Annotated in this window: 23 protein-coding genes; 12 read left to right on the top strand and 11 right to left on the bottom strand. The window is 53.1% G+C overall.

Annotated elements, in window-relative coordinates; translation table 11 throughout:
• The first annotated feature begins 60 nt into the window (after window positions 1–60).
• Window positions 61–771: a Crp/Fnr family transcriptional regulator gene (locus D3A97_RS22210; protein ID WP_119080768.1), complete on the top strand. Its 711-nt coding sequence runs from the start codon at window positions 61–63 to the stop codon at window positions 769–771.
• Here D3A97_RS22210 and D3A97_RS22215 read toward each other — a convergent pair.
• The 3 genes from D3A97_RS22215 to manA all read right to left on the bottom strand — a co-directional run bounded on the left by D3A97_RS22215 (window position 751) and on the right by manA (window position 3211).
• Window positions 751–1314 carry a hypothetical protein gene (locus D3A97_RS22215; protein WP_119080769.1) on the bottom strand — a complete coding sequence of 188 codons (564 nt, stop codon included), beginning with the start codon at window positions 1312–1314 and terminating at the stop codon, window positions 751–753. The two genes, D3A97_RS22210 and D3A97_RS22215, sit on opposite strands and share 21 nt — an antisense overlap.
• Window positions 1315–1381: 67 nt before the next feature.
• A complete protein-coding gene (locus tag D3A97_RS22220) occupies window positions 1382–1975 on the bottom strand; it encodes a DUF6580 family putative transport protein (RefSeq protein ID WP_119080770.1) in 594 nt (197 codons plus the stop codon).
• A gap of 36 nt (window positions 1976–2011) precedes the next feature.
• Window positions 2012–3211 carry a mannose-6-phosphate isomerase, class I gene (gene manA / locus D3A97_RS22225; RefSeq protein ID WP_119081003.1) on the bottom strand — a complete coding sequence of 400 codons (1200 nt, stop codon included), beginning with the start codon at window positions 3209–3211 and terminating at the stop codon, window positions 2012–2014.
• Between the two features lie 37 nt (window positions 3212–3248).
• Between manA and D3A97_RS22230 the strand changes: the two genes are divergently transcribed.
• Together D3A97_RS22230 and D3A97_RS22235 are read left to right on the top strand one after the other, a co-directional pair.
• Entirely contained in the window at window positions 3249–3602 is a 354-nt protein-coding gene (locus D3A97_RS22230) for a YraN family protein (protein WP_119080771.1), read from the top strand.
• Window positions 3603–3831: 229 nt separating this feature from the next.
• Window positions 3832–4014 carry a hypothetical protein gene (locus D3A97_RS22235; RefSeq protein WP_157986696.1) on the top strand — a complete coding sequence of 61 codons (183 nt, stop codon included), beginning with the start codon at window positions 3832–3834 and terminating at the stop codon, window positions 4012–4014.
• 150 nt (window positions 4015–4164) lie between these two features.
• On the opposite strand, the gene D3A97_RS22240 is transcribed toward D3A97_RS22235, so the two are convergent.
• Window positions 4165–4974 carry a diadenylate cyclase gene (locus D3A97_RS22240; protein WP_157986697.1) on the bottom strand — a complete coding sequence of 270 codons (810 nt, stop codon included), beginning with the start codon at window positions 4972–4974 and terminating at the stop codon, window positions 4165–4167.
• A gap of 23 nt (window positions 4975–4997) precedes the next feature.
• The gene (gene folP / locus D3A97_RS22245; protein WP_119080774.1) at window positions 4998–5864 is read right to left on the bottom strand and encodes a dihydropteroate synthase; all 867 of its coding nucleotides are present in this window, start codon (window positions 5862–5864) and stop codon (window positions 4998–5000) included.
• Between the two features lie 38 nt (window positions 5865–5902).
• On the opposite strand from folP, the gene D3A97_RS22250 reads away from it, so the two are divergent.
• From D3A97_RS22250 to D3A97_RS22280, 7 genes are all read left to right on the top strand, one after another.
• Window positions 5903–6445: a DUF1599 domain-containing protein gene (locus tag D3A97_RS22250; protein WP_119080775.1), complete on the top strand. Its 543-nt coding sequence runs from the start codon at window positions 5903–5905 to the stop codon at window positions 6443–6445.
• Window positions 6446–6594: 149 nt separating this feature from the next.
• Window positions 6595–7683, top strand: coding sequence for a BT_3928 family protein (locus D3A97_RS22255; protein ID WP_119081004.1), 1089 nt, complete (start codon window positions 6595–6597; stop codon window positions 7681–7683).
• Between the two features lie 8 nt (window positions 7684–7691).
• Window positions 7692–8750, top strand: a complete 1059-nt coding sequence (locus D3A97_RS22260; RefSeq protein ID WP_119080776.1) for an ABC transporter permease — start codon at window positions 7692–7694, stop codon at window positions 8748–8750.
• A 146-nt stretch (window positions 8751–8896) separates the two neighbouring features.
• Window positions 8897–9385 carry a GFO_1088 family ECF-type sigma factor gene (locus D3A97_RS22265; RefSeq protein WP_232826049.1) on the top strand — a complete coding sequence of 163 codons (489 nt, stop codon included), beginning with the start codon at window positions 8897–8899 and terminating at the stop codon, window positions 9383–9385.
• Entirely contained in the window at window positions 9372–9875 is a 504-nt protein-coding gene (locus D3A97_RS22270) for a PG0215 family putative anti-sigma factor (RefSeq protein ID WP_119080778.1), read from the top strand. Before D3A97_RS22265 ends, D3A97_RS22270 begins: the two co-directional genes overlap by 14 nt.
• 63 nt (window positions 9876–9938) lie before the next feature.
• Window positions 9939–10472: a DUF4252 domain-containing protein gene (locus D3A97_RS22275; RefSeq protein ID WP_157986698.1), complete on the top strand. Its 534-nt coding sequence runs from the start codon at window positions 9939–9941 to the stop codon at window positions 10470–10472.
• Between the two features lie 26 nt (window positions 10473–10498).
• Window positions 10499–11059, top strand: coding sequence for a DUF4252 domain-containing protein (locus D3A97_RS22280; RefSeq protein ID WP_119080780.1), 561 nt, complete (start codon window positions 10499–10501; stop codon window positions 11057–11059).
• 81 nt (window positions 11060–11140) lie between these two features.
• Here the strand turns inward: D3A97_RS22280 and D3A97_RS22285 are convergent, their stop codons facing one another.
• From D3A97_RS22285 to D3A97_RS22295, 3 genes are all read right to left on the bottom strand, one after another.
• On the bottom strand, window positions 11141–11428 hold the full coding sequence (locus D3A97_RS22285) for a DciA family protein (protein ID WP_119080781.1): 288 nt from the start codon (window positions 11426–11428) through the stop codon (window positions 11141–11143).
• Between the two features lie 17 nt (window positions 11429–11445).
• Entirely contained in the window at window positions 11446–11877 is a 432-nt protein-coding gene (locus D3A97_RS22290; RefSeq protein ID WP_119080782.1) for a DUF6841 family protein, read from the bottom strand.
• A gap of 143 nt (window positions 11878–12020) precedes the next feature.
• Entirely contained in the window at window positions 12021–13658 is a 1638-nt protein-coding gene (locus D3A97_RS22295; RefSeq protein WP_119080783.1) for a M1 family metallopeptidase, read from the bottom strand.
• Between the two features lie 102 nt (window positions 13659–13760).
• On the opposite strand from D3A97_RS22295, the gene D3A97_RS22300 reads away from it, so the two are divergent.
• Window positions 13761–15371, top strand: coding sequence for an ABC transporter substrate-binding protein (locus tag D3A97_RS22300; RefSeq protein ID WP_119080784.1), 1611 nt, complete (start codon window positions 13761–13763; stop codon window positions 15369–15371).
• A gap of 128 nt (window positions 15372–15499) precedes the next feature.
• Window positions 15500–16273, top strand: a complete 774-nt coding sequence (locus tag D3A97_RS22305) for an acyl-CoA desaturase (RefSeq protein WP_119080785.1) — start codon at window positions 15500–15502, stop codon at window positions 16271–16273.
• A 386-nt stretch (window positions 16274–16659) separates the two neighbouring features.
• On the opposite strand, the gene D3A97_RS22310 is transcribed toward D3A97_RS22305, so the two are convergent.
• The 3 genes from D3A97_RS22310 to D3A97_RS22320 all read right to left on the bottom strand — a co-directional run bounded on the left by D3A97_RS22310 (window position 16660) and on the right by D3A97_RS22320 (window position 19382).
• A complete protein-coding gene (locus tag D3A97_RS22310; RefSeq protein WP_119080786.1) occupies window positions 16660–17016 on the bottom strand; it encodes a bleomycin resistance protein in 357 nt (118 codons plus the stop codon).
• Window positions 17017–17361: 345 nt separating this feature from the next.
• The gene (locus D3A97_RS22315; RefSeq protein WP_119081005.1) at window positions 17362–18063 is read right to left on the bottom strand and encodes a 3-keto-disaccharide hydrolase; all 702 of its coding nucleotides are present in this window, start codon (window positions 18061–18063) and stop codon (window positions 17362–17364) included.
• Between the two features lie 17 nt (window positions 18064–18080).
• On the bottom strand, window positions 18081–19382 hold the full coding sequence (locus D3A97_RS22320) for a Gfo/Idh/MocA family protein (RefSeq protein ID WP_119080787.1): 1302 nt from the start codon (window positions 19380–19382) through the stop codon (window positions 18081–18083).
• Between the last annotated feature and the right edge of the window lie 144 nt (window positions 19383–19526).

The raw sequence follows: 19526 nt of genomic DNA on the forward strand, positions 1-19526 counted from the left end.
TGCACTATTGCAGGTTAAAAACTGCAAAATGTCAATTTTTGACAGTCACATTGTTACGATATGAGTTTATCCGGCCTGTTCCCGATTGACAAGTGGAACTTTACATCACAGTCTGTTCTGAACAACCTTCCGCCAGAAGAGTATGAGGAGCTTTGTGCGCATATGTACGAGCAGGAGTACGGGAAGGGGGAAGTATTGTTCCGCGAAGGCACGCTGCCGGGCGGCATCCTCTTCATCAGGCAGGGGAAAGTGAAAAAATACAAGATGGGGCGGGACGGGAAGGAGCAGATCATTTACGTGGCCAACTCGGGAGAGCTGATCGGCTACCATGCCGTGCTGGCCGGGGAACGCTACCCGGATTCCGCGGCCACGCTGGAAAAAAGCGTGATCTCCTTTATTTCGAAAGAAGACTTTTTACATGTGCTGGAAAGATCGGCGGTGCTGCCCCAGCGGCTGCTCAAAACCCTCAGCCATGAATTTACAGTGCTGACCAACAGCATTTCCGTGTTTGCCACCCGGTCTGTAAAGGAGCGGCTGGCCATTGCGCTGATAGTGCTCCGGGAAAAGTTCAAGGAAGAAGGCGCCGCGGCAGGGGAGGTGGTGGTGAACGTTTCCCGTCACGACCTGGCCAACATGGTGGGCACGGGCAACGAGAACGTGGTGCGTTTCCTGAAAGAGTTCAAAACGGAAGGCATCCTGGCCACAAAGGGGAGGAAGATCATTATCCTTGATATTAAGAAGCTGGTGGAACTATCTGGGTACGGGCTTTGACGGGGTGGGAGCTGCCGTAATGCTGCGGGGAATGGCGCCGTAAAATATCGATTCCATCGTTTTAAATACTATGCTGCCTTCCCGCCAGTTGGGCAGTTTTTTATGGGGGTAGTTCCAGAAGTAGTTCCTGTTCAGGGCCGCCGACCCCCGTTTGTTCGTTTCACATTCGTCGCTTATCACAAACAGTCCCATGTAAAGAGGGGCTGAGCTAACTGGCTGGCCGTTCTCCAGAGAAGGCTGCCATGTGTTTTCCTGCCTGGCCATAAAACGCCGTACTTCATTTTCCAGGTGGTGAGATGTACACTCATGGAAAAACAGGCTGTCTGCACGGCCGTCTTTATTCACCACAAAAGAAAATAACAGCCTGAGCGTATCGCAGGTTTGACCCATGGTTTCCGTCAGCTGTGGCGGCACTCTGAAGTGATTGTTGGCAAATTTTTCAAATTGCCTGTCCTTGCCGACGAACACGGGTTGCTGCCGTTCCTGGGCCGTGGCCGCGGTGAACAGCAGGAGGGAGGAAAGAAGGATAAAATAATGTTTCATAGCGGTAAAGGATGAATGAAAAAAGGCTGCCAACCGGCAGCCTTTTAATTTAACGATTTTATTTGGATCAGGCCAGCTGCCGTTCAGCGGCATGTTGTTTCACGAACACCGGTTTCAGCACGGCATAGGCGCCGAACAGCAGGGCGGTGTAAAACACGTTGCCCATAATGGTGTTCAGGAAAAAGCTGCCGAACAGTTCGTTCTTGTAGAACGGAACAGCCGCCCAGTAGCAGGCCAGCAGGCCGCTGAAAGTGTGGGGGTACATGTCCCGGAACAGGAAGGTGCCCAGGTTGGACATCAGGTAAAATACCAGGCCGGAAGCAATGGAAGCCAGGAAAATGTTGCCGGCTTTCGGTTTCCGGATGCGGGTGCCCATGAAGGTGATCAGCACAAAGCCGCCGTATACGAAAAGCATTTCGCCGCCGTAGAAACCCGGGATGTCCGTAAACAACTGGAAGAACACATCGCTCAGTATCAGCGCCGCCAGCGGCACAATGTACGCGTATTTCTTATCCTTCAGCACCACGCCTGCAAACAGGGCGCCCGCGCCAATGGCCGTAAAATTGTAGATGGCCATCTGGTTGGTGAGGAGGCGGCACAAGGTGGTCAGGAAGATGAGCGCTGCAATGAGCGTAATGTTCGATAATGTTTCTTTCTTCATAACAGATGCTGCATTTAACAGTACAAATATAATCAATTAAGGGATAGACGCTTTAAAGATTACCAGCTCTGCGCCGGCGGTGATGCTGTAGCTTTCGCCGCAAGCTACAAATATGGAGATGCCGCGGCGCAGGGCCAGGCCGTTCACCATGCCTTCTCCGCTCTGCACTATCCACGTTTCAGGCGCGGTGGCGGTATGCTCGTACACCTGGCCGGGCTGCAGCAGAATGGTGCTGATCACAAAGTCAGGGGCGGGCGTGGGGTAAAGGTGCTCCTGCCCGTTGTGAACGGGCTCGCCTTTCAGGATGTGGGGACGCACGGCCTCAAAACGGGTGTGCTTCAGCAACTCCGGCACGTCTACATGCTTGGGCGTGAGGCCGCCACGCAATACGTTGTCTGAATTGGCCATCAGCTCCGCGTTCTGGCCTTCCAGGTAGGCGTGGGGGATGCCCGCGTCCTGGAAAATGGCTTCTCCGGGGGCCGCGTATACGATGTTGAAAAAGTAAATAGAGAAAATACCCCTGTCCAGCCGCTCCAGCCCGGCCGGGTCATTGTCTATGGCGCGGGCGGCCCAGAAGGCGGGCTCCCTTTTTTCCAGCCGGCCTGCCCGGTAGTCTGGCAATATCCTGTCTGCCAGCGGGCGCAGCGTGGCATTTACCTGCTCCTGCGGCATTTCCATCACGGTCTTGTATAATCCGAAGTAGCCTTCTTTTTCGTAGATGCCTGCCAGTGAGCGCAGCTCCGGCACCTGCTGCAGTACGGCCGTGAGCTGTTCTTCCGGCAAAAAACCGTGCAGCAGCCAGAACTCGCTGAGCGCTACCATGATCTCGGGCTTGTGGTTGGCATCTTTATAATTGCGGTAGGGGGCGTTCAGGGGAATGCCGGCCTCGTTCTCCCGGGCAAAACCTTTCTCTGCTTCGGCCTTGGTGGGGTGTACCTGTATGGACAACATGTCTTTAACATCCAGTATCTTGAACAGGTAGGGCAGCTCCCCGAACCGCGCGGCGGCCGCGGGCCCCAGTATCTCCGCGGGGGCGGCGGCAATATAATCATTCAGCAAAACCGGCGCCTGCGGCGTTTCCAGCTCGGAGGGAGCGCTCTGGTGGGCGCCCATCCAGTATTCCGCGGCCGGCTGGTCTGTTACCGGCTGCCCCAGCATTTCCGGGATGTAGGAATATCCTCCCCAGGCATAATGTTGTACCTTTCCTTTGAGATAAAATACCTTTGAGCGTTGCATCTTTTCCATTGTTAAGCCGTAAAAATAGACAAATCAGATGGCATCTCATCACGACCTGGGCAAAAAGGGCGAGCAAATGGCCGCCGCCTACCTGCAGCGGAAACAGTACGAATTATTGCACACCAACTGGACTTCCGGTAAAAAGGAAATAGACATCATTGCCCGCCAGGGCAACACCATCGTGTTCGTGGAAGTGAAGACCCGCAGCACCCAGTTCTTCGGCATGCCGGAAGAAGCGGTCAATGCCCGGAAGCAGGAACTGCTGCTGCGCGCGGCAGACCAGTACCTGCTCCGCCATGCCCTCCGCCCGGAACATATCCGGTTCGATATCATTTCCATTACCCTGGCCCCTGGCATAGAAGAGGTTACACATTTTGAAGATGCTTTCTGACTGGTTAACATCGAGTTAACAAATTTGAGGATATCAGATTTGAATACTTTTGTATATTTGAGGTGTCCAATCTTTTGATCATTTCCTGTAAGAACCAAAAAGCGAATAGTCCCTGTAAAAGGTGGTTCTTATGTATATCTGGAGTTTTATATTGTTTTTGAATCCGGTTACTGTTGCCATGCAACAATTGCCTTCCCAGGAAGGGGAGGTCTGTATAAGGATTCCGGCAATGGAGCAGGAAAAGAGCGTAGTGCAATGTACCATTTACAATAGCGGGTTTGAACCGGTGAGAATGATCCCCCTGCAAGGCGGCCACAGCAAAGGCATTTATACCCTGCAGGTGAGAACGCTGCCGCCAGGCGCATATGTGTTGCAGGTAGGAGCGCGGCGGCTTGATATTCATCTGGAATAACGTCATTTTAATAGAGTCATCCCCCCAAACATAGATCCTCCCGTACTAACGGGAGGACTTTGTATTTTAGGAACCTGGTACCGCCAGCCACAAATGGCGGTGAGCGTCATTTGTCCGGCAAAACCGGGCGCTGCCAATATGCAGCCGCCATCAATACCCGTCTACCAGCACTTCGTACATCTTCACCTTCAGCTCTTCGAGCGATACGTTCTGCACCAGCTGCCCGTCTTTGGCGTAAGACACACTGCCCCGTTCTTCCGAAACGATGATGGCCAGGTTGTCGCTATGTTCCGTAATGCCTACGGCGGAGCGGTGGCGCATGCCGATGCGGGTGGGCAGGTTGGGGTTCTCGGATACGGGCAGTATCACCTTGGCGGCCAGTATCTTGTTGCTGACAATGATCAGCGCCCCGTCGTGCAGCGGGCTGCTTTTCTCAAAAATGCTTTCTATGAGCTTGGCGCTCACATTGCCGTCTATGGCAATGCTGGACGCGGTGTCGAACTTCACCCGGTACGTGGTGGCGATCACGATGAGCGCGCCGGTCTGGGAAGCAGACATGTGGCTGACGGCAATGATCAGCTCGTTGATAATGTTCTCTTCCTCCTTGTAGCTTTTGAACCGGTCCGGCAAAAAGAGCTTGGTGAAAAAGCTGTCTTTGCTGAGGGGCGTTTTTTTGCCCAGCACCAGCAGGAACTTCCTGATCTCAGGCTGAAAAATGATGATGATGGCAATGAGGCCTACATTAATAAAATTTTCCAGGATATTGGTGAGGATGGGCATTTGCAGGGAACGTACGGCAAAGTACGCCGCGTAGACCATCAGCAGCCCGATAAAGATATTGAAAGCAAGGCTGCCCTTCAGCAGCCGGTATAACTGGATCACCAGGAAAATTACGATCAACAGGTCAATTACGTTCAGCCAGCGAAACTCAAATCCGTAAAATTGATATACATCCTTCATATGGTAAAAATAGAAATAATTGCTTAGAGCTGTAAAGAACGCTGATAAGAAACGATGCGCACGCATTCCACGGCCTCTTTCACATCGTGCGCCCGCAGAATGGCCGCGCCTTTCAGCAGGGCCATAGTATGCAGTACGGTAGTGCCGTTCAGCGCATCGGCGGGAGTATTGCCCAGCAGCTTGTATATCATGGACTTGCGGGACACGCCGGCCAGCACGGGGGCGCCGGCTATGTGAAGCATGTTCAGCTGCTGCAGGAGCATATGGTTGTGCGCCAGCGTTTTACCGAAACCGAAACCGGGGTCTATGATCACGTCATGAATACCGGCCTCGCGGCATTGCCGCACCTTGTGGATGAAATAGTCCAGCACCTCCCGCGTAACATCTTCGTACTGCGGGTTTTGCTGCATGGTGGCCGGCGTGCCCTGCATGTGCATGGCAATGTAGGGCACCTGCAGGGCGGCGGCGGTGGCCAGCATGGCGGCATCCATTTCACCGGCGCTGATATCATTAATAATAGCGGCGCCGGCATGCACGCATTTTTCCGCCACGGCGGCGTAAAAAGTATCTATAGACAGGAGGGCCTCCGGGTAGTGGTGCAGAATGGCGTGGATGGCGGGCAGCAGGCGTTCCGCCTCTTCGGCGGCGCCCACCATGGCCGCACCGGGCCGGGTGCTCTGGGCGCCAATGTCCAGGAAAGCGGCGCCCTGCTCCAGCAAGGCCCCGGCGCGTTCTACCACCTGGTGCAGCGCGCGGGTGCGGCTGCCGGCATAAAAAGAGTCGTCCGTAATATTGATGATCCCCATCACAGCGGGCGTGGAAAGGTCTGTCAACTTTCCGCGGCAACAGATAGTGAAATCTTTATGTAATAATGTATTTTTGAATTTCATTCGGTTTGCCTACTAGAACCGGCAATTTAATACAAATTATGAGCAGAACACTGGAACAATACCAGGCAGTGATCGAAAAATGCAGGGATATTTTTATTAAGAAGACCAAAGATTACGGTACCTCCTGGCGTGTGCTGCGCCCGGTGTCTATTGCAGACCAGGTGTTTATCAAGGCCCAGCGCATCCGCACCATACAGGAACTGAAACAGCAGAAGGTAGAAGATGATATTGCGGGCGAGTTCCGCGCCATCATCAACTATGGCATTATTGCCCTGATACAGATGGGCCTGCCGGCAGACAACCCGTATGCGGACCTGCCGGTAGCGGAGGCAGACCGCCTTTACCGGGAAAAGGCCGCTTTTGTGCAGGAGGTGATGGAAAGCAAGAACCACGACTATGGGGAGGCCTGGAGAGACCTGAGCCGGGAATCTTTCACAGACCTCATCCTCACCAAACTGCTCCGTATCAAACAGATCTTGCGCAACAACGGGCAAACCCTCATTTCAGAAGGAATAGACGCCAACTATGTAGATATTGTCAACTATGCGGTTTTTGCACTGGTCCTGTTGGACGAAAAGTAATTTTTACCGATTTTACATGGATGAAGCCTGCAACGCCGATGGAACGCAGGTACGATTGTTGATAGAACGCATGCTCCGTCAGCTTTGCCGGAAAGACAAATGATTGTGGATGAAGCGCAAGTTTCGTTCTGACTGCTAAAAGACAAATGATGAAACCAATCCTGATGCTGTTCCGCCTGGTAGTAGGCGTACTTTTCATTTTTTCCGGCCTCATTAAAGCCAACGATCCGCTGGGCCTGAGCTATAAAATGGACGAGTTTTTTGAAGTGCTGCACCTGCCTTTCCTGGTACCGCTGTCCCTCGCTTTCTCCCTGGTGATGAACGCCTTCGAGATCATTGCAGGGTTTGCCGTGCTGCTGGGTTACCGGATGCGCATTTTTTCGCTGCTGCTGTTGCTGCTCATCGTGTTCTTTACCTTCCTGACCGGTTTTGCCCTCTTCAGCGGCCTCATCAGGGAATGCGGCTGCTTTGGGGACTGTATCAAGCTCACGGCGGAACAGTCTTTCTGGAAAGACGTGATACTGCTGGTGATGATAGTGGTCATCTTCATTTGCCGCAACCATATACAACCGCTTTTTTCCAAACCTGTTACCATTACCATTATGGTGCTAGCCGTACTGTTCCCGGTTGCCCTGCAATGGTACACCCTGTCTCACCTGCCTATTGTAGACTGCCTGCCCTATAAAGTGGGCAACAATATAGAAGAAAAAATGAAAGCGCCGCCCGGTTCCACGCCTGATGTGTACGAGACCGTGCTGATCTATGAGAAAGACGGCAAACAGCAGGAGTTCACCGCAGACAACTATCCCTGGCAGGACTCTACCTGGCAGTACGTAGACCGGAAAGACAAGCTGCTCCGGAAAGGCAATGCGGAACCGGCCATCAAGGATTTCATACTCACAGACTTTGACGGCAATAACCAGAACGATGCGGTGCTGAAAGAAACGCGCCCCGTTTACCTGCTGCTGGTGCGGGACGTGGACCAGGCCGGCCGGGGCTGGGAAGGTAAGGTGAAGGCCCTGCTGAAACAGCAGCAGGAAGGAAAGATCGTAGTGTTCGGCATCACCAGTTCCAACCAGGCGGCGGTAGACCGCTTCAAGGCAGACCGGGGCGTAGACATGCCTTTCCTGCAAATGGACGGCACCGCCATCAAGACCGCCGGCCGCAGCACGCCCTGCCTGCTGCTGCTGGACAAAGCCGTTATCAGGGGCAAATGGCATTACAACGATATTCCGTAACATCATAAATGCTGCGCTTCTTCCTTAAAAAACTGGGCTACGGCATCCTCGTCCTGCTGGGCGTAGTGATCATTATTTTCCTGCTGTTCAACGTGCTGCCGGCAGACCCCGCGCGGCTCACGCTGGGGCAGCGGGCAGATGTGACCTCGCTGGAGAACGTGCGCAAGGAGCTGCACCTGGACAAACCCAAGAGCGTGCAGTTCCTGCTGTACCTGAACGATCTGTCTCCCATAGGCATACACACCCGGCAGGAGCTGCGGGAATCCCTCAACGGGGTGGCCCTGTTCTCCGTTGGCGGGGAAAAGGCGCTGGTGCTCAAAACGCCGTACCTGCGCAGAAGCTACCAGGGGAAAAAAGACGTGTGGGAAATTCTCACGGAAGCCCTGCCCGGTACGCTGGTATTGGCTTTGGCGGCCATGCTGCTGGCCACGGTATTGGGCATAGCCCTGGGCGTGCTCTCCGCCGTGAAACAAAACACCTGGATGGATACCAGCGCTGTGTTTGCCAGCGTGATCGGCATTTCCGCGCCATCGTTCTTTACCGGCATTGTGCTGGCCTACCTGTTCGGGTTTGTGCTGACAGACTATACCGGGCTGCACATGACGGGCAGCCTCTACGATATTGACCCCTTCAACGGGCGTGTGCTCAACCTGGGCAACCTGGTACTGCCCGCCCTCACGCTGGGCATACGGCCGCTGGCCATTATTGTACAGCTTACCCGCAGCGCCATGCTGGACGTGCTGGGGCAGGATTATATCCGCACCGCCTACGCAAAAGGCCTTTCCGGCCGCACCATCCTCTACAGGCATGCCTTGCGCAACGCCATGAACCCGGTGATCACGGCCATTACCGGCTGGTTTGCGGAACTGCTGGCCGGGGCCTTTTTTGTGGAGTATATTTTTGGCTGGAAGGGGATAGGCAAGGTAACGGTAGACGCACTGGAAAAATTCGACTTCCCCGTAGTGATGGGCGCCGTGCTCTTCACGGCTGGCATATTTGTGCTGATTAACCTGCTGGCAGACCTGCTCTACAGCATGATAGATCCCCGCATCCGTTTAAGTAGCTGATTTACAGGCAACTCAAATTTTTTTCTCTTATTTTGTAACAAACCTTCCGGAGGGTCGTCTTCTTATTGTAACACACTAGAAGGAATGCCTCCTTCCGCCAAATTAAAAACCTGAAAATGTCGTCTGAAGTATTCCTTGCTCAAATTATGCCCATCAAGCAAAAGCTGTTCCGCTTTGCGTTGCGGCTGCTGGGCAATGAGGAGGATGCGAAAGACATTATCCAGGACGCATTCGTGAAAGTGTGGCACAACAGGGAGAAGATGGGCGAACTGCAGAACCTGGAAGCGTGGTGTATGCGCATCACCCGCAACCTGGCGCTGGACAAGCTGAAGAGCAAAAAGTACCGGATCACGGACGATCTGGAACGTGCGCAGGAAGTGCCGGCCGCGCACCAGCACAACCCGCACCAAAGCACGGAACGGAGCGACCTGATGAAACGGGTACACGGACTGATCTACCGTTTGCCCGAAAAATACCGGACCATTCTGCAATTGAGAGATATTGAGGGGTTGAGCTACCAGGAAATTGCAGATACGCTCGGCATCGACATGAGTGAAGTAAAAGTAAACCTGCACCGGGCCAGAAAACAGGTGCGGGAACAATTGCAAAATTTGCATGTATATGGAATACAGTAACATCAGCGCCCTGCTGGAAAAGTATTGGGCCTGCGAGACCACAGCCGATGAAGAATTGCAGCTGCGCGCGTTCTATGCCGCTCATGAGGGCACATTACCGCCAGACCTGCAGGAAGCGGCGCCGCTGTTCTGCTATTTCCATGCAGAAGGAGAGGGCCATGCCATGCCCGAGCTGTTTACGGACGTAAAGGCCCCCTGGGAAACTGCCACGGTCATCCGCCCGTTCTGGCACGGCTGGATGAAGTACGCCGCTATACTGCTGGTAGGTATAGGCATGGGGTACGCAGTGAACCAGTTCCTTCATAAAAGGGACATGACCGCAGACAGGTACGCCATGCGCGATACGTATAACGATCCCAAACTGGCTTACCAGGAAACGCAGAAAGCACTGCAGATACTTTCCCGGAACCTGAACAGGGGCAAAACACAAATGGAAAAACTCAGCTATTTCAGTGAAGCCACTGAAATACTGGAAACCGACCGAAATTAAACGCCATTCTAAAAAAACTTCATGGCGCCGGCCGCCCGGAGCTTTGGAAATAAATATCAGCAAATGAAAAGGATAGCTTTCCTGTTAATGATAGTACTCTGCACCGGCCACCTGGCCGCCGCACAGAGCACCATAGACAAGTTCTTCCTGAAGTACCAGGACCATCCTGACTTTACGGTGATCAACATCACCCCCAAAATGTTCAGCATGTTCTCCAAACTGTCTATGGACGATCCGGACGCCAAAAAGATCGTGAACGTGGCCTCCCGGCTCAAGGGCATGCGCATACTGGTGAAAGAAGACGCCAAAGACGGCCAGCGGCTGTTCAAGGAAGCGGTTTCCTTCCTGGGCGCCGGCCTGGAAGAATTGATGACCGTGCGGGACAAGGAAGCAGACGTGAAGTTCATGGTGAAAGAACATCCCAACGGCAATATTGCCGAACTGGTGATGCTGGTAGGGAGCACCAGCGAGTTTGTGGCGCTTTCCATTTTCGGAGATATCAGTCTTTCAGACCTTGCCTCCATTGCCGGCGATATGAAGATAGACGGCTTTGAGAACCTCGGCAAACTGGGCAAGGGCAGCAAAGGAAAAAAGTAATTCGATCACCGTTTCCCCCTTTTGTTATGAAACAGACACTCCTTATCCTCGCAGCCTTTTTCCTGCTTTCTTCCGCTTCCGCCCAGCGCAAGCAACTACGGGAGTTCACCAACGATTTTTCGGCAGACGGCGCCACCTTCCGCATTGGCCTCAGCTTCATTCCCCTGCGCATTGCCAGCTGGTTCGTTCCTAAATCCGCCTTTGACGGGGAAGCGGCGGAGATCAAATGGGCGCTCAAAAAAGTGAAAAGCGTGAAGCTCTACACCATCCACATGCCTAACGGCCAGGCCATTCCACGGGAGTCTGTAGACCTCTTGCGGTCAGAGCTGAAAAAAGCGCAGGATTTTGAACCGCTGGTAGAGGTGCGCCACAAAGGCGCCAACGTATACCTGCTTACAGACGGGAAAGGGGATGACCGGCTGGATAACCTGGTGGTGCTGGTGCAGGAAGATTCCGAAATGGTGATGGCGCACCTGCGTACCAAACTCACCGTGAGTGACGTGAGCCGGATCATCAACGGCATCCAGAACCGGGAAAAAGAAAGGGAAGCGGTGGCGAAGGGGAGCGGCATGGTGGCGCAGCAGTGAGCCGCCGTTTGCAGGCGTTGCTGTCCCGGAACCCGGCGTTCAACGTACCGGTACCAATGTCGGGAATATGTTCTTATCGGGTTACCTGATCATTACCTCTTTCACAATTTCCTCGCCCAGCATATCATTTACCAGCCGGATGATGCGGTCTTTGGAATAATTCAGTTCCTGCTTCAGCGGGGCTACCGTAGTAGTGATCACCAGCTTGCCGTCAAAGAGCTGCACGCTTTCCGTATACCGGGCAATGGTCTTACCCACTACCTGTTCCCAGTTTTCCTGTATACGCACCTCCATCAGCCTGGGCTTGAACCGGCTTTTGTTAAGGTATTCCTTCAGTGCATCGCCCATACTGACAACTTTGTAACCCATGCGTCAAAGGTAGTGATTTATTGTTTGGGTACGAGGCCATGTTCCTGTAAAACTTTTTGCTCGTCGCCGGTTACGTACGCAAAAATTTTCGGCTCGCCGCCGGCCAGGGTGACCATATAAAATACGTCGAACGCAATGTTGATATTGTTCTTGTAACCGGCCTTCCAGTGCGTTTTGGCCACGGCATGCAAATTGTCCAGCTGGGTGATGTCAAGGCTGCCGATCTTCATGGACAGTGTGCCGATGTTCCTGTAGAACTCGTTGCCTTTGGGTATCATTTCCCTGAACTTTTCATCATTCTTTCCGCCCATTACGCCCCTGGGGCTTGATTCTACAAAATAGTCCGCAAAAGCGCCGGCGGTAGCTTCCACATCTGTGGCGCCGCTGGCCAGTACATCATTGAAACGCTGTTCGTACGCGGCAAAAAAGGCCTGCAGTTTCTTCATCATACAACATGGTTTTTGAATAGCCGGCAAACTTCAGACCGGTTTGCAACAGCAACCTGTTTGAAACAGCTACAGGCAGGGTACGACCCGCCGTTATGTTAGGCCTATATGGTTTAAAACAGCCATAGGCAGGGTACGTTCATTCCTCAGTTCTCTTTTACTTTTACGTAGAAGTTGGGGTCTACCCTGAATTGATCAGCAGTACTCAGTTTCAGGCGTGTTGTTTTCCATTCTGCCGTAGGGTAGATGAACCCAAACCTCCCGTTTGCCACGGTTACCCTGAGCGGCATGTCAAAGCCTTTTACATCTGCCACCCAGCGGTAGCGGAGTATATTGTCTACCAGGCTGTACTCAAAAACCGGCGGCCGGGTGCGGCGCAGGTATTGCTCAAATACCTTGTCGAAATTTTTGCCGCTGGTCTTGTTGATGTACTGCTCCACCTGGCGGCCGGTAACCGTCTGGTGATAAAAGGTCTTGTTGAGGCCGCGCAGTATTTTCCGGAAGGTCTCATCGTTGTTGATGAGCTGGCGGATGGTGTGCAGCATGTTGGAGCCCTTGCAGTACATATCCCCGGAGCCTTCCCGGTTTACGCCGTAAGGGCCGGTGATGGGAACGTCATTGGCAATTTTGCTGCGGAGGCCCTGCACGTAGGCATTGCCGGCGTTTTTCCCATATTGGCACTCCGTGAAGAGGGTTTCGGAATAGTTGGTGAAAGATTCGTGTACCCACATGTCTGCAATGTCTTTGGTGGTGATGTTGTTGCCGAACCATTCATGCCCGCTTTCGTGAATGATGATAAAGTCCCACTTTTTACCCCAGCCGGAGCCGGAGAGGTCTGCGCCGCGGTAGCCCATTTTGTACTGGTTGCCATAGGCCACGGCGCTCTGATGTTCCATGCCGAGGTGAGGCGTTTCTACCAGCTTGTAGCCGTCTTTGTAAAAAGGGTAGGGGCCGAACCAGTGTTCGAAACATTTCATCATGGGCTGTACCACGGCAAAATGCGTTTTGGCACGGGCAAGGTTGTAGTCCAGCACCCAATAGTCCAGGTCAAGGTTGCCGGCGGCGCCTTTATAGCGTTCTGAGAAATGGCTGTAGTGGGCAATGTTGAGCGCCACGTCATAGTTGTTGATAGGGTTGCCAACAAACCAGGTGAAGGTGGTGGCGCCGTTGGGGTTGCTCACCGAATCCCGCAGGCGGCCGTTGCTTACGTTGGTAAGCCCGGTGGGCACGGTAACGGTTATGCGCATACTGTCCGGCTCCTCTGACTGGTGGTCTTTATTAGGCCACCATACACTGGCGCCCAGGCCCTGGCAGGCGGTGGCTATCCAGGGGCGTTGCAAGGAATCTTTGCCCCATACCACGCCGCCGTCCCACGGGGCGTTTTTGGCCTCTTTAGGTTTGCCCGCGTAGGTAATAGCAAGCTGCATTATTTTCCCTGGGGGCTGCGGCGCCTGCAGGTCTACGAACCAGGCGTTGCCCTCGCGCGTGAAGCGGAGCGCCTGGCCGTTCTGCTCTATACTGCTGATGGCCAGCGGTTCCTGCAGGTCTACCTGCATTCTTTTGGCGGGGCGCAGTACGCGGTAGTGGATCACGTTGCGGCCTTCTATGCTTTTTGTTTCCGGGCGAATGTTTACGGAGAGGTCATAAAAGGTAACGTCCCACCAGTTGCGGTCTGCCGTGAGCGTGCCGCGCAGCGTGTCTTGCCGGGTAAAAGGAACCGTTTGCTGCGCGGTAACGTTTTGCAGCATGGCAAGGCTGGCCAGGAGAAATAAAAGGCTTCTCATTCAGAGGTTCGATTTAAACGGCAATATATTTTAAATGGGGGAGACGGGCGTAGTTTTTCTTGGCTTTCACTCATTTTCTGGCTACCTTAAAGCCGTTTTTATATGAGATATCTGCTGCTTATTCTCGCCGTTCTCTTGTTTTCCTGCGGCCAGGTGTCGCACAACGGGAAAAAGGTGTTCCGTTACAACCAGCCGGAAGGCATCCCTTCGCTAGATCCGGCCTTCGCTAAAAACCAGGCCATTGTCTGGGCCGTGCGCCAGTTATACAACACGCTGGTGGAGCCAGACAGCCTGCTGAACATTGTGCCCTCGCTGGCCAGGAGCTGGGAGGTGTCTGCAGACCGGCGGGTGTACACCTTCCACCTCAGAACAGATGTGTACTTTCATGACCATGCAGTGTTCCCCGGCGGCAAGGGCCGGAGAATGACGGCGCATGATGTGGTGTACAGCCTGAAACGCATCATTGACCCGGCTACCGCATCGCCAGGCTCATGGATATTTAACGACAAGGTGGACCCCGCCACCGGTTTCACCGCTAAAGATGACAGCACCTTCGTGCTTACGCTGCTGCGCCCGTTCCATCCCATCATGGGCATTCTCAGCATGCAATATTGTTCTGTAGTGCCGCATGAGGTAGTGGAAAAATACGGAAAAGACTTTCGCAAGCATCCCTGCGGCACCGGGCCGTTCGTTTTTCATTACTGGGACGAAGGGCAGGCGCTCATCCTGCACAAAAACCCGGTTTACTTTGAGCGGGACGCGGCCGGCGCCCGCCTGCCTTACCTGGACGCGGTAAAGGTGAGCTTTGTAGACAGCAAGGGCACGGAGTTCCTGCTGTTCCGGCAGGGCCAGCTTGATTTCATCAATGACATTGAGGCCTCCTTTAAAGATGAAGTGCTGACCAAGCAGGGCGCCCTGAAAAAGGAGTGGGAAGGAAAAATAGTGCTGGTCAAAGCGCCGTACCTGAACACGGAATATTTCGGCATTGTGATGGATGCTACCAAACCAGGCGTAGCCGCCTCGCCCTTGCGGCAACTCCAGATCAGGCAGGCCATCAATTACGGTTTTGACCGTATAAAAATGATGACCTACCTGCGCAACAGTATCGGCCACGCCGCCACGTCCGGTTTTATACCGGCGGGCCTGCCTTCTTTCGACTCCGTTCATGTGAAAGGATATACGTACAATCCCCGCAAAGCCCGGGAGCTACTGAAGGCAGCCGGTTACCCCGGCGGGAGGGGGCTGCCGGTGATCAGGCTGGTGTCCATTCCCATTTATGCGGACCTGGCAGACTATGTAGCCCACCAGTTGCAGGAAGTGGGCATTCCCATACAGGTGGAAATTGTGCAGAAAGGCACCCTGATGGACCAGGTGGCCAAATCCGCCGTGCCTTTTTTCCGCGGCAGCTGGATAGCGGATTACCCCGATGCCGAAAGCTACCTCGCCATGTTCTACAGCAAAAACCCGTCTCCGCCGAACTACACCCGTTACAATAACCCCGCGTTTGACCGGCTGTATGAAAGGGCCATCCAGGAGATCAACGACTCCGTACGCTACAGCCTGTACCAGCAAATGGACCAGCTGGTGATCAATGACGCCCCTGTAGTGCCGTTATTTTACGACATGTCTGCCCGTTTCCGCCAGCCCAATGTGAGCGGCCTGGCCAGCAACGGGCTCAACCTGCTGGAGTTGCGGCGGGTGCGCATCGAATAGGGAAGATTATTTATATGTTTATTTAATAAATTCATTAGCATCTTGTTAAATGCTAAAAAAACTCGGTATTTAGGCCTATCTTCGCACCTTGTTTTCTTAATTCTATCTATTAACGAAGTGGTATTTACATGACAGCGATCCTGATATTCTTTTTCTCACACTGGTTCTTATCTCTCTTTTTCCATACTTTTTTCCTGCACCGTTATGCTTCTCACCAGATGTATGACACCAGCAAGGGCTGGGAGCGGGTATTCTATTTCTGCACCTGGTTCTTCCAGGGCTCCTCTTACCTGATACCCCGTGCTTACGGCGTAATGCACCGCATGCACCATGAGTACAGCGATACAGAGAAAGACCCGCATTCCCCGCACTTTTTCAAAGACGTTTGGCAGATGATGATCCATACCCGGAAGATCTACGCCAGCTTTGTAACCGGCACGCAGATGCCCGAGGCGGAGTTCACCAAAGACCCGCTGCCTACCTGGGACGCGATGGACAAATTCGGCGACCACCGGGTTACCCGTGTTATCTGGATGGGCATTTATATTGCATTTTATGCGGTGTTCGCCCCCAGCTTCTGGTGGTTCCTGCTGCTGCCTATCCATTTCCTGATCGGGCCTGTACAGGGTGCGGTCGTGAACTGGTGCGGCCACAAGTACGGCTACAGTAACTACGACAATGGTGACCATTCCCGTAACTCCGAGCCCTGGGGTATTTTGCTGCTGGGCGAACTGTTCCAGAACAATCACCACATGCATAAAGACAGCGCCAACTTTGCCAAGAAATGGTACGAGTTTGACCCTACTTACCCGGTCATGAAAGCGATGCACTGGATGGGGATCATCCGCCTCCGGCAGACGGCTACCGCCAAGATAGCGGCGCAGAAGAAGCAAGCAGCCTAAAGTAAAATTATAAACTCTTTGTATAGAAGCAACTGGATGAATGTTCAGTTGCTTTTTTTATTGGGGTATCTGAGAGGGGAAAACCGGATGTTTTATTGGAGCAGTTTCTCTCTTATTGATTGATTAGTAGAGAATTAGGTCTATTCTGCGTGAAGCGCCACTATAATTGACCTGTTTTTGATTGATATGCAATTAGTTATGATGGATATCTTCAATTTAAGGTCTGTTTCCTGACCGGGTTTCAACGCCATATTTGCTTCCTTCAAAACAGCAGGGTGGCGACTAGGTGCAGCTGTTTGTCCGCCGGTACTAGTGAAATAAAAGGAATGTGCCTATAAATAACTGAAAATCAGTTAATTATTATCTATTAAAATTGGTTCCATTACTCACACGCTTTGCCCAAAAGTCAGCAAATTACTATCCGGGTCAAGCATCGAGAACTCTTTTTGTCCCCAGGGTTTGATGGCCAGCTGCCCGTTGGGGTGAATGGCCGCGTTATTGTCCAGAAGGGCCTTATACAGGCCATCAATGTCATTTGTCCGGATGTAGACCTGTCCGTAGTTTTCTTTGGGATCAAGGTCTTTAAACTCGAAAAAATGGATCTGTATGTTGTCTTTCTCCAGCATCAGGTAGCCGTCATAGTCAGCGTTCCCAAACTCCTTAAAACCTAACTGGTTGAGGTAGAAGGCCCTGGTTGCCGGCTTGTTGCGCATGGGCAGTTTTGGATGGATGGCTGTAAGCATGGCTTTTTTTCTGCAATGTAAAAATAAAATGCCGGGTATAGTGAACGCGTCCCGCATACGGGGCTATGCTTTTCAGATCCAGGTTACTGATGAGGTGCCCGGTATGCCGCGCAAGCGTTCCAAAGGGGCTACGTCTTTGTGCAAGTGCTCCAAGAGGCTACGTTCTTTCAGATGAATAATAGCCGTCCATAAAACCGGGCAAACGTCTCAAATATGCCCATGACGTTTTAGACACCCCGAAATTACAACCAAATATGAATCAATTACTTAAGCGGAACTACGACTTACTTTATTGGTTATAATTTACATTATGTTAAATAAAAGAAAGGGGAAATCTCCCCCGTTCTATGGTAATTCCACGATCCGCAGATTCCTGAAATGGATTTCCGCCCCTTCAGATTCCAGGCACAGATACCCCTCTCTGGCGGTTGACTGGCTGATGCCGTTCACAAATTTGCCGTTCACAGAAAGTTTGATGGTGCCATCTACGCATACCACTTCATACGTATTCCATTCGCCTTTGCCTTTGCAACGGTTCTCTACAGATTTGCTGCGTTCGCCCCGCGGATTGTCAGGGATCGTTTTTACGCCGCCCACGCCAAACAATTCTCCGTGTACATATGCAATTGGCGGTTTTTCCCCGTTGCGCAGGTTCAGGTTCACCCAGTCCAGCTCCAGCATCTGCACCTCCACACCGCCGGGCAGCCGGCTGCTGGAATCCGGTTTGGCATCGCTCCAGACAAATACGCCAGAGTTGCCGCCCGCTTCCATATGCCGCCATTCCACATGCAGAATGAAATTCCGGTACCGTTTTTCAGACCGCATCACGCCTATGGGATGGCCGGTGCAGATCAGCAGGTCTTTGTCTTTCCGCCAAGTATCTGGCGCGGTATTGACGTTGGTCCATTGTATGGGCGCGGCTTTGAGCCTGGCCCCGGCTTTTACCTGGTCTATATGCAGCTCGCTGCCGAATGTAATGGGTGTTGACTGGGCGTACGAGGTTTGTACAAGCAATACCGCCAGGGCTGCTTTCAGGATTAATTTCATGGTCATTTTTTTAGCTGTCAGATCACTTTGGTAACGCCGGGAATGGCCACGGGCGGTACTTCCCATGCGAGGTCCCAGTTGTAGGCGTCTATTTTGGGCCCCAGCTCCCTGCCGGAATTAAATGCCTGCTCCCAGGTAATGACCTGGCCGCTGTACCCCACCATGCGGCCCAGGATGGCCAGCATGGTGCTGTTGGCCATCCACTCCCCGTCGTTAACGGGTTTGCCGTTGCGGATGGAGGTAAACAGTTCATTATGCTGCGTTTGGTACATGTTGTTCTTTTCCCCGCTGTATTTCCATTTGTTTTTGCCGGTTATTTCCTGGCGGCTGCCAATGGTAACAATGGCGTTGCCGTCTGTTCCCATCACGTCTACCGTATTGCGGCCGGCCGTGGCCTCCTGCTGCCGGCAGAAATGATAGCCCTTGGCGCCGTCCGCGTATTCGAACTCTATGGCAAAATGATCGTACACATTCCCGTAAATGGGGTCTATACGCGCCTGCCTGCCGCCGGTGCCGGTGGCTTTAACGGGTAACCTGTCTCCCATGACCCATTGCATCATGTCTATGCTGTGTACGGCCTGTTCTACTATGAAGTCGCCAGACAGCCAGTTGTAATAATACCAGTTGCGCAGCTGGTAGGTCATATCCGTCCAGCCGGGCTGGCGCGGCTTTGACCAGAGGCCGCCACCGTTCCGGAAGGTAGATACGCTCCTGATCTCGCCCACATCACCCTGCAATACTTTGCCGAACACGGCCCTGTTGGAGGCATCGTACCGGAAACAGAAGCCCGAAACAATGGAGAGGTTTTTCTCCTTGGCGGTTTTTACCGCGGCCAGTACCTTGCGCACGCCGGGTGCGTCTACCGCCACGGGTTTTTCGCAGAAGATATGTTTCCCGGCATTGACGGCCGCGGTCAGATGGTCTGGCCTGAAATTGGGCGGCGTGGCCAGCAACACTACGTCTACGCCGGAATCCAGCACGCGCTGGTAGGCGTCAAAACCGATGAACTTGTTTTTCTGCGCTACTTTCACCCTTTTGCCGTCAATGGCCTGTAACGCGGTATAGGCTTCTTCCAGCCGGTCTTCAAACACATCTCCCAGCGCTGTGATCACCACGCCGGGGTCTGCCTGCAGGGCTTGCGCGGCAGCGCCGGTGCCCCTGCCGCCGCAGCCTATCAGGCCTACTTTCAATACCGGCGGTGCGCCAGATAACAAGGTAGTGGCAAATCCGCTCTGATACGCCAAGGTGGTGCCCAATACGGCCATCCCCGATGTTTTCAGGAATGACCGGCGGTCTGTTGTTTCGGTGTTTTTGTTCATCAGTGTTGCATTTAATAGATTAATACCTGGCCGGTATTTCTGGCAGCACACAGGCACGGGCACGTAACCGGAAAGAATGAAAACTGCGCCCGGAAATTACAGGTTAACGGCAGCGGCGCTGTCCTGGGCGTTTTAGTCGATAAG

Source organism: Chitinophaga alhagiae (genome assembly GCF_003568665.1).
Taxonomy (GTDB): Bacteria; Bacteroidota; Bacteroidia; order Chitinophagales; family Chitinophagaceae; genus Chitinophaga; species Chitinophaga alhagiae.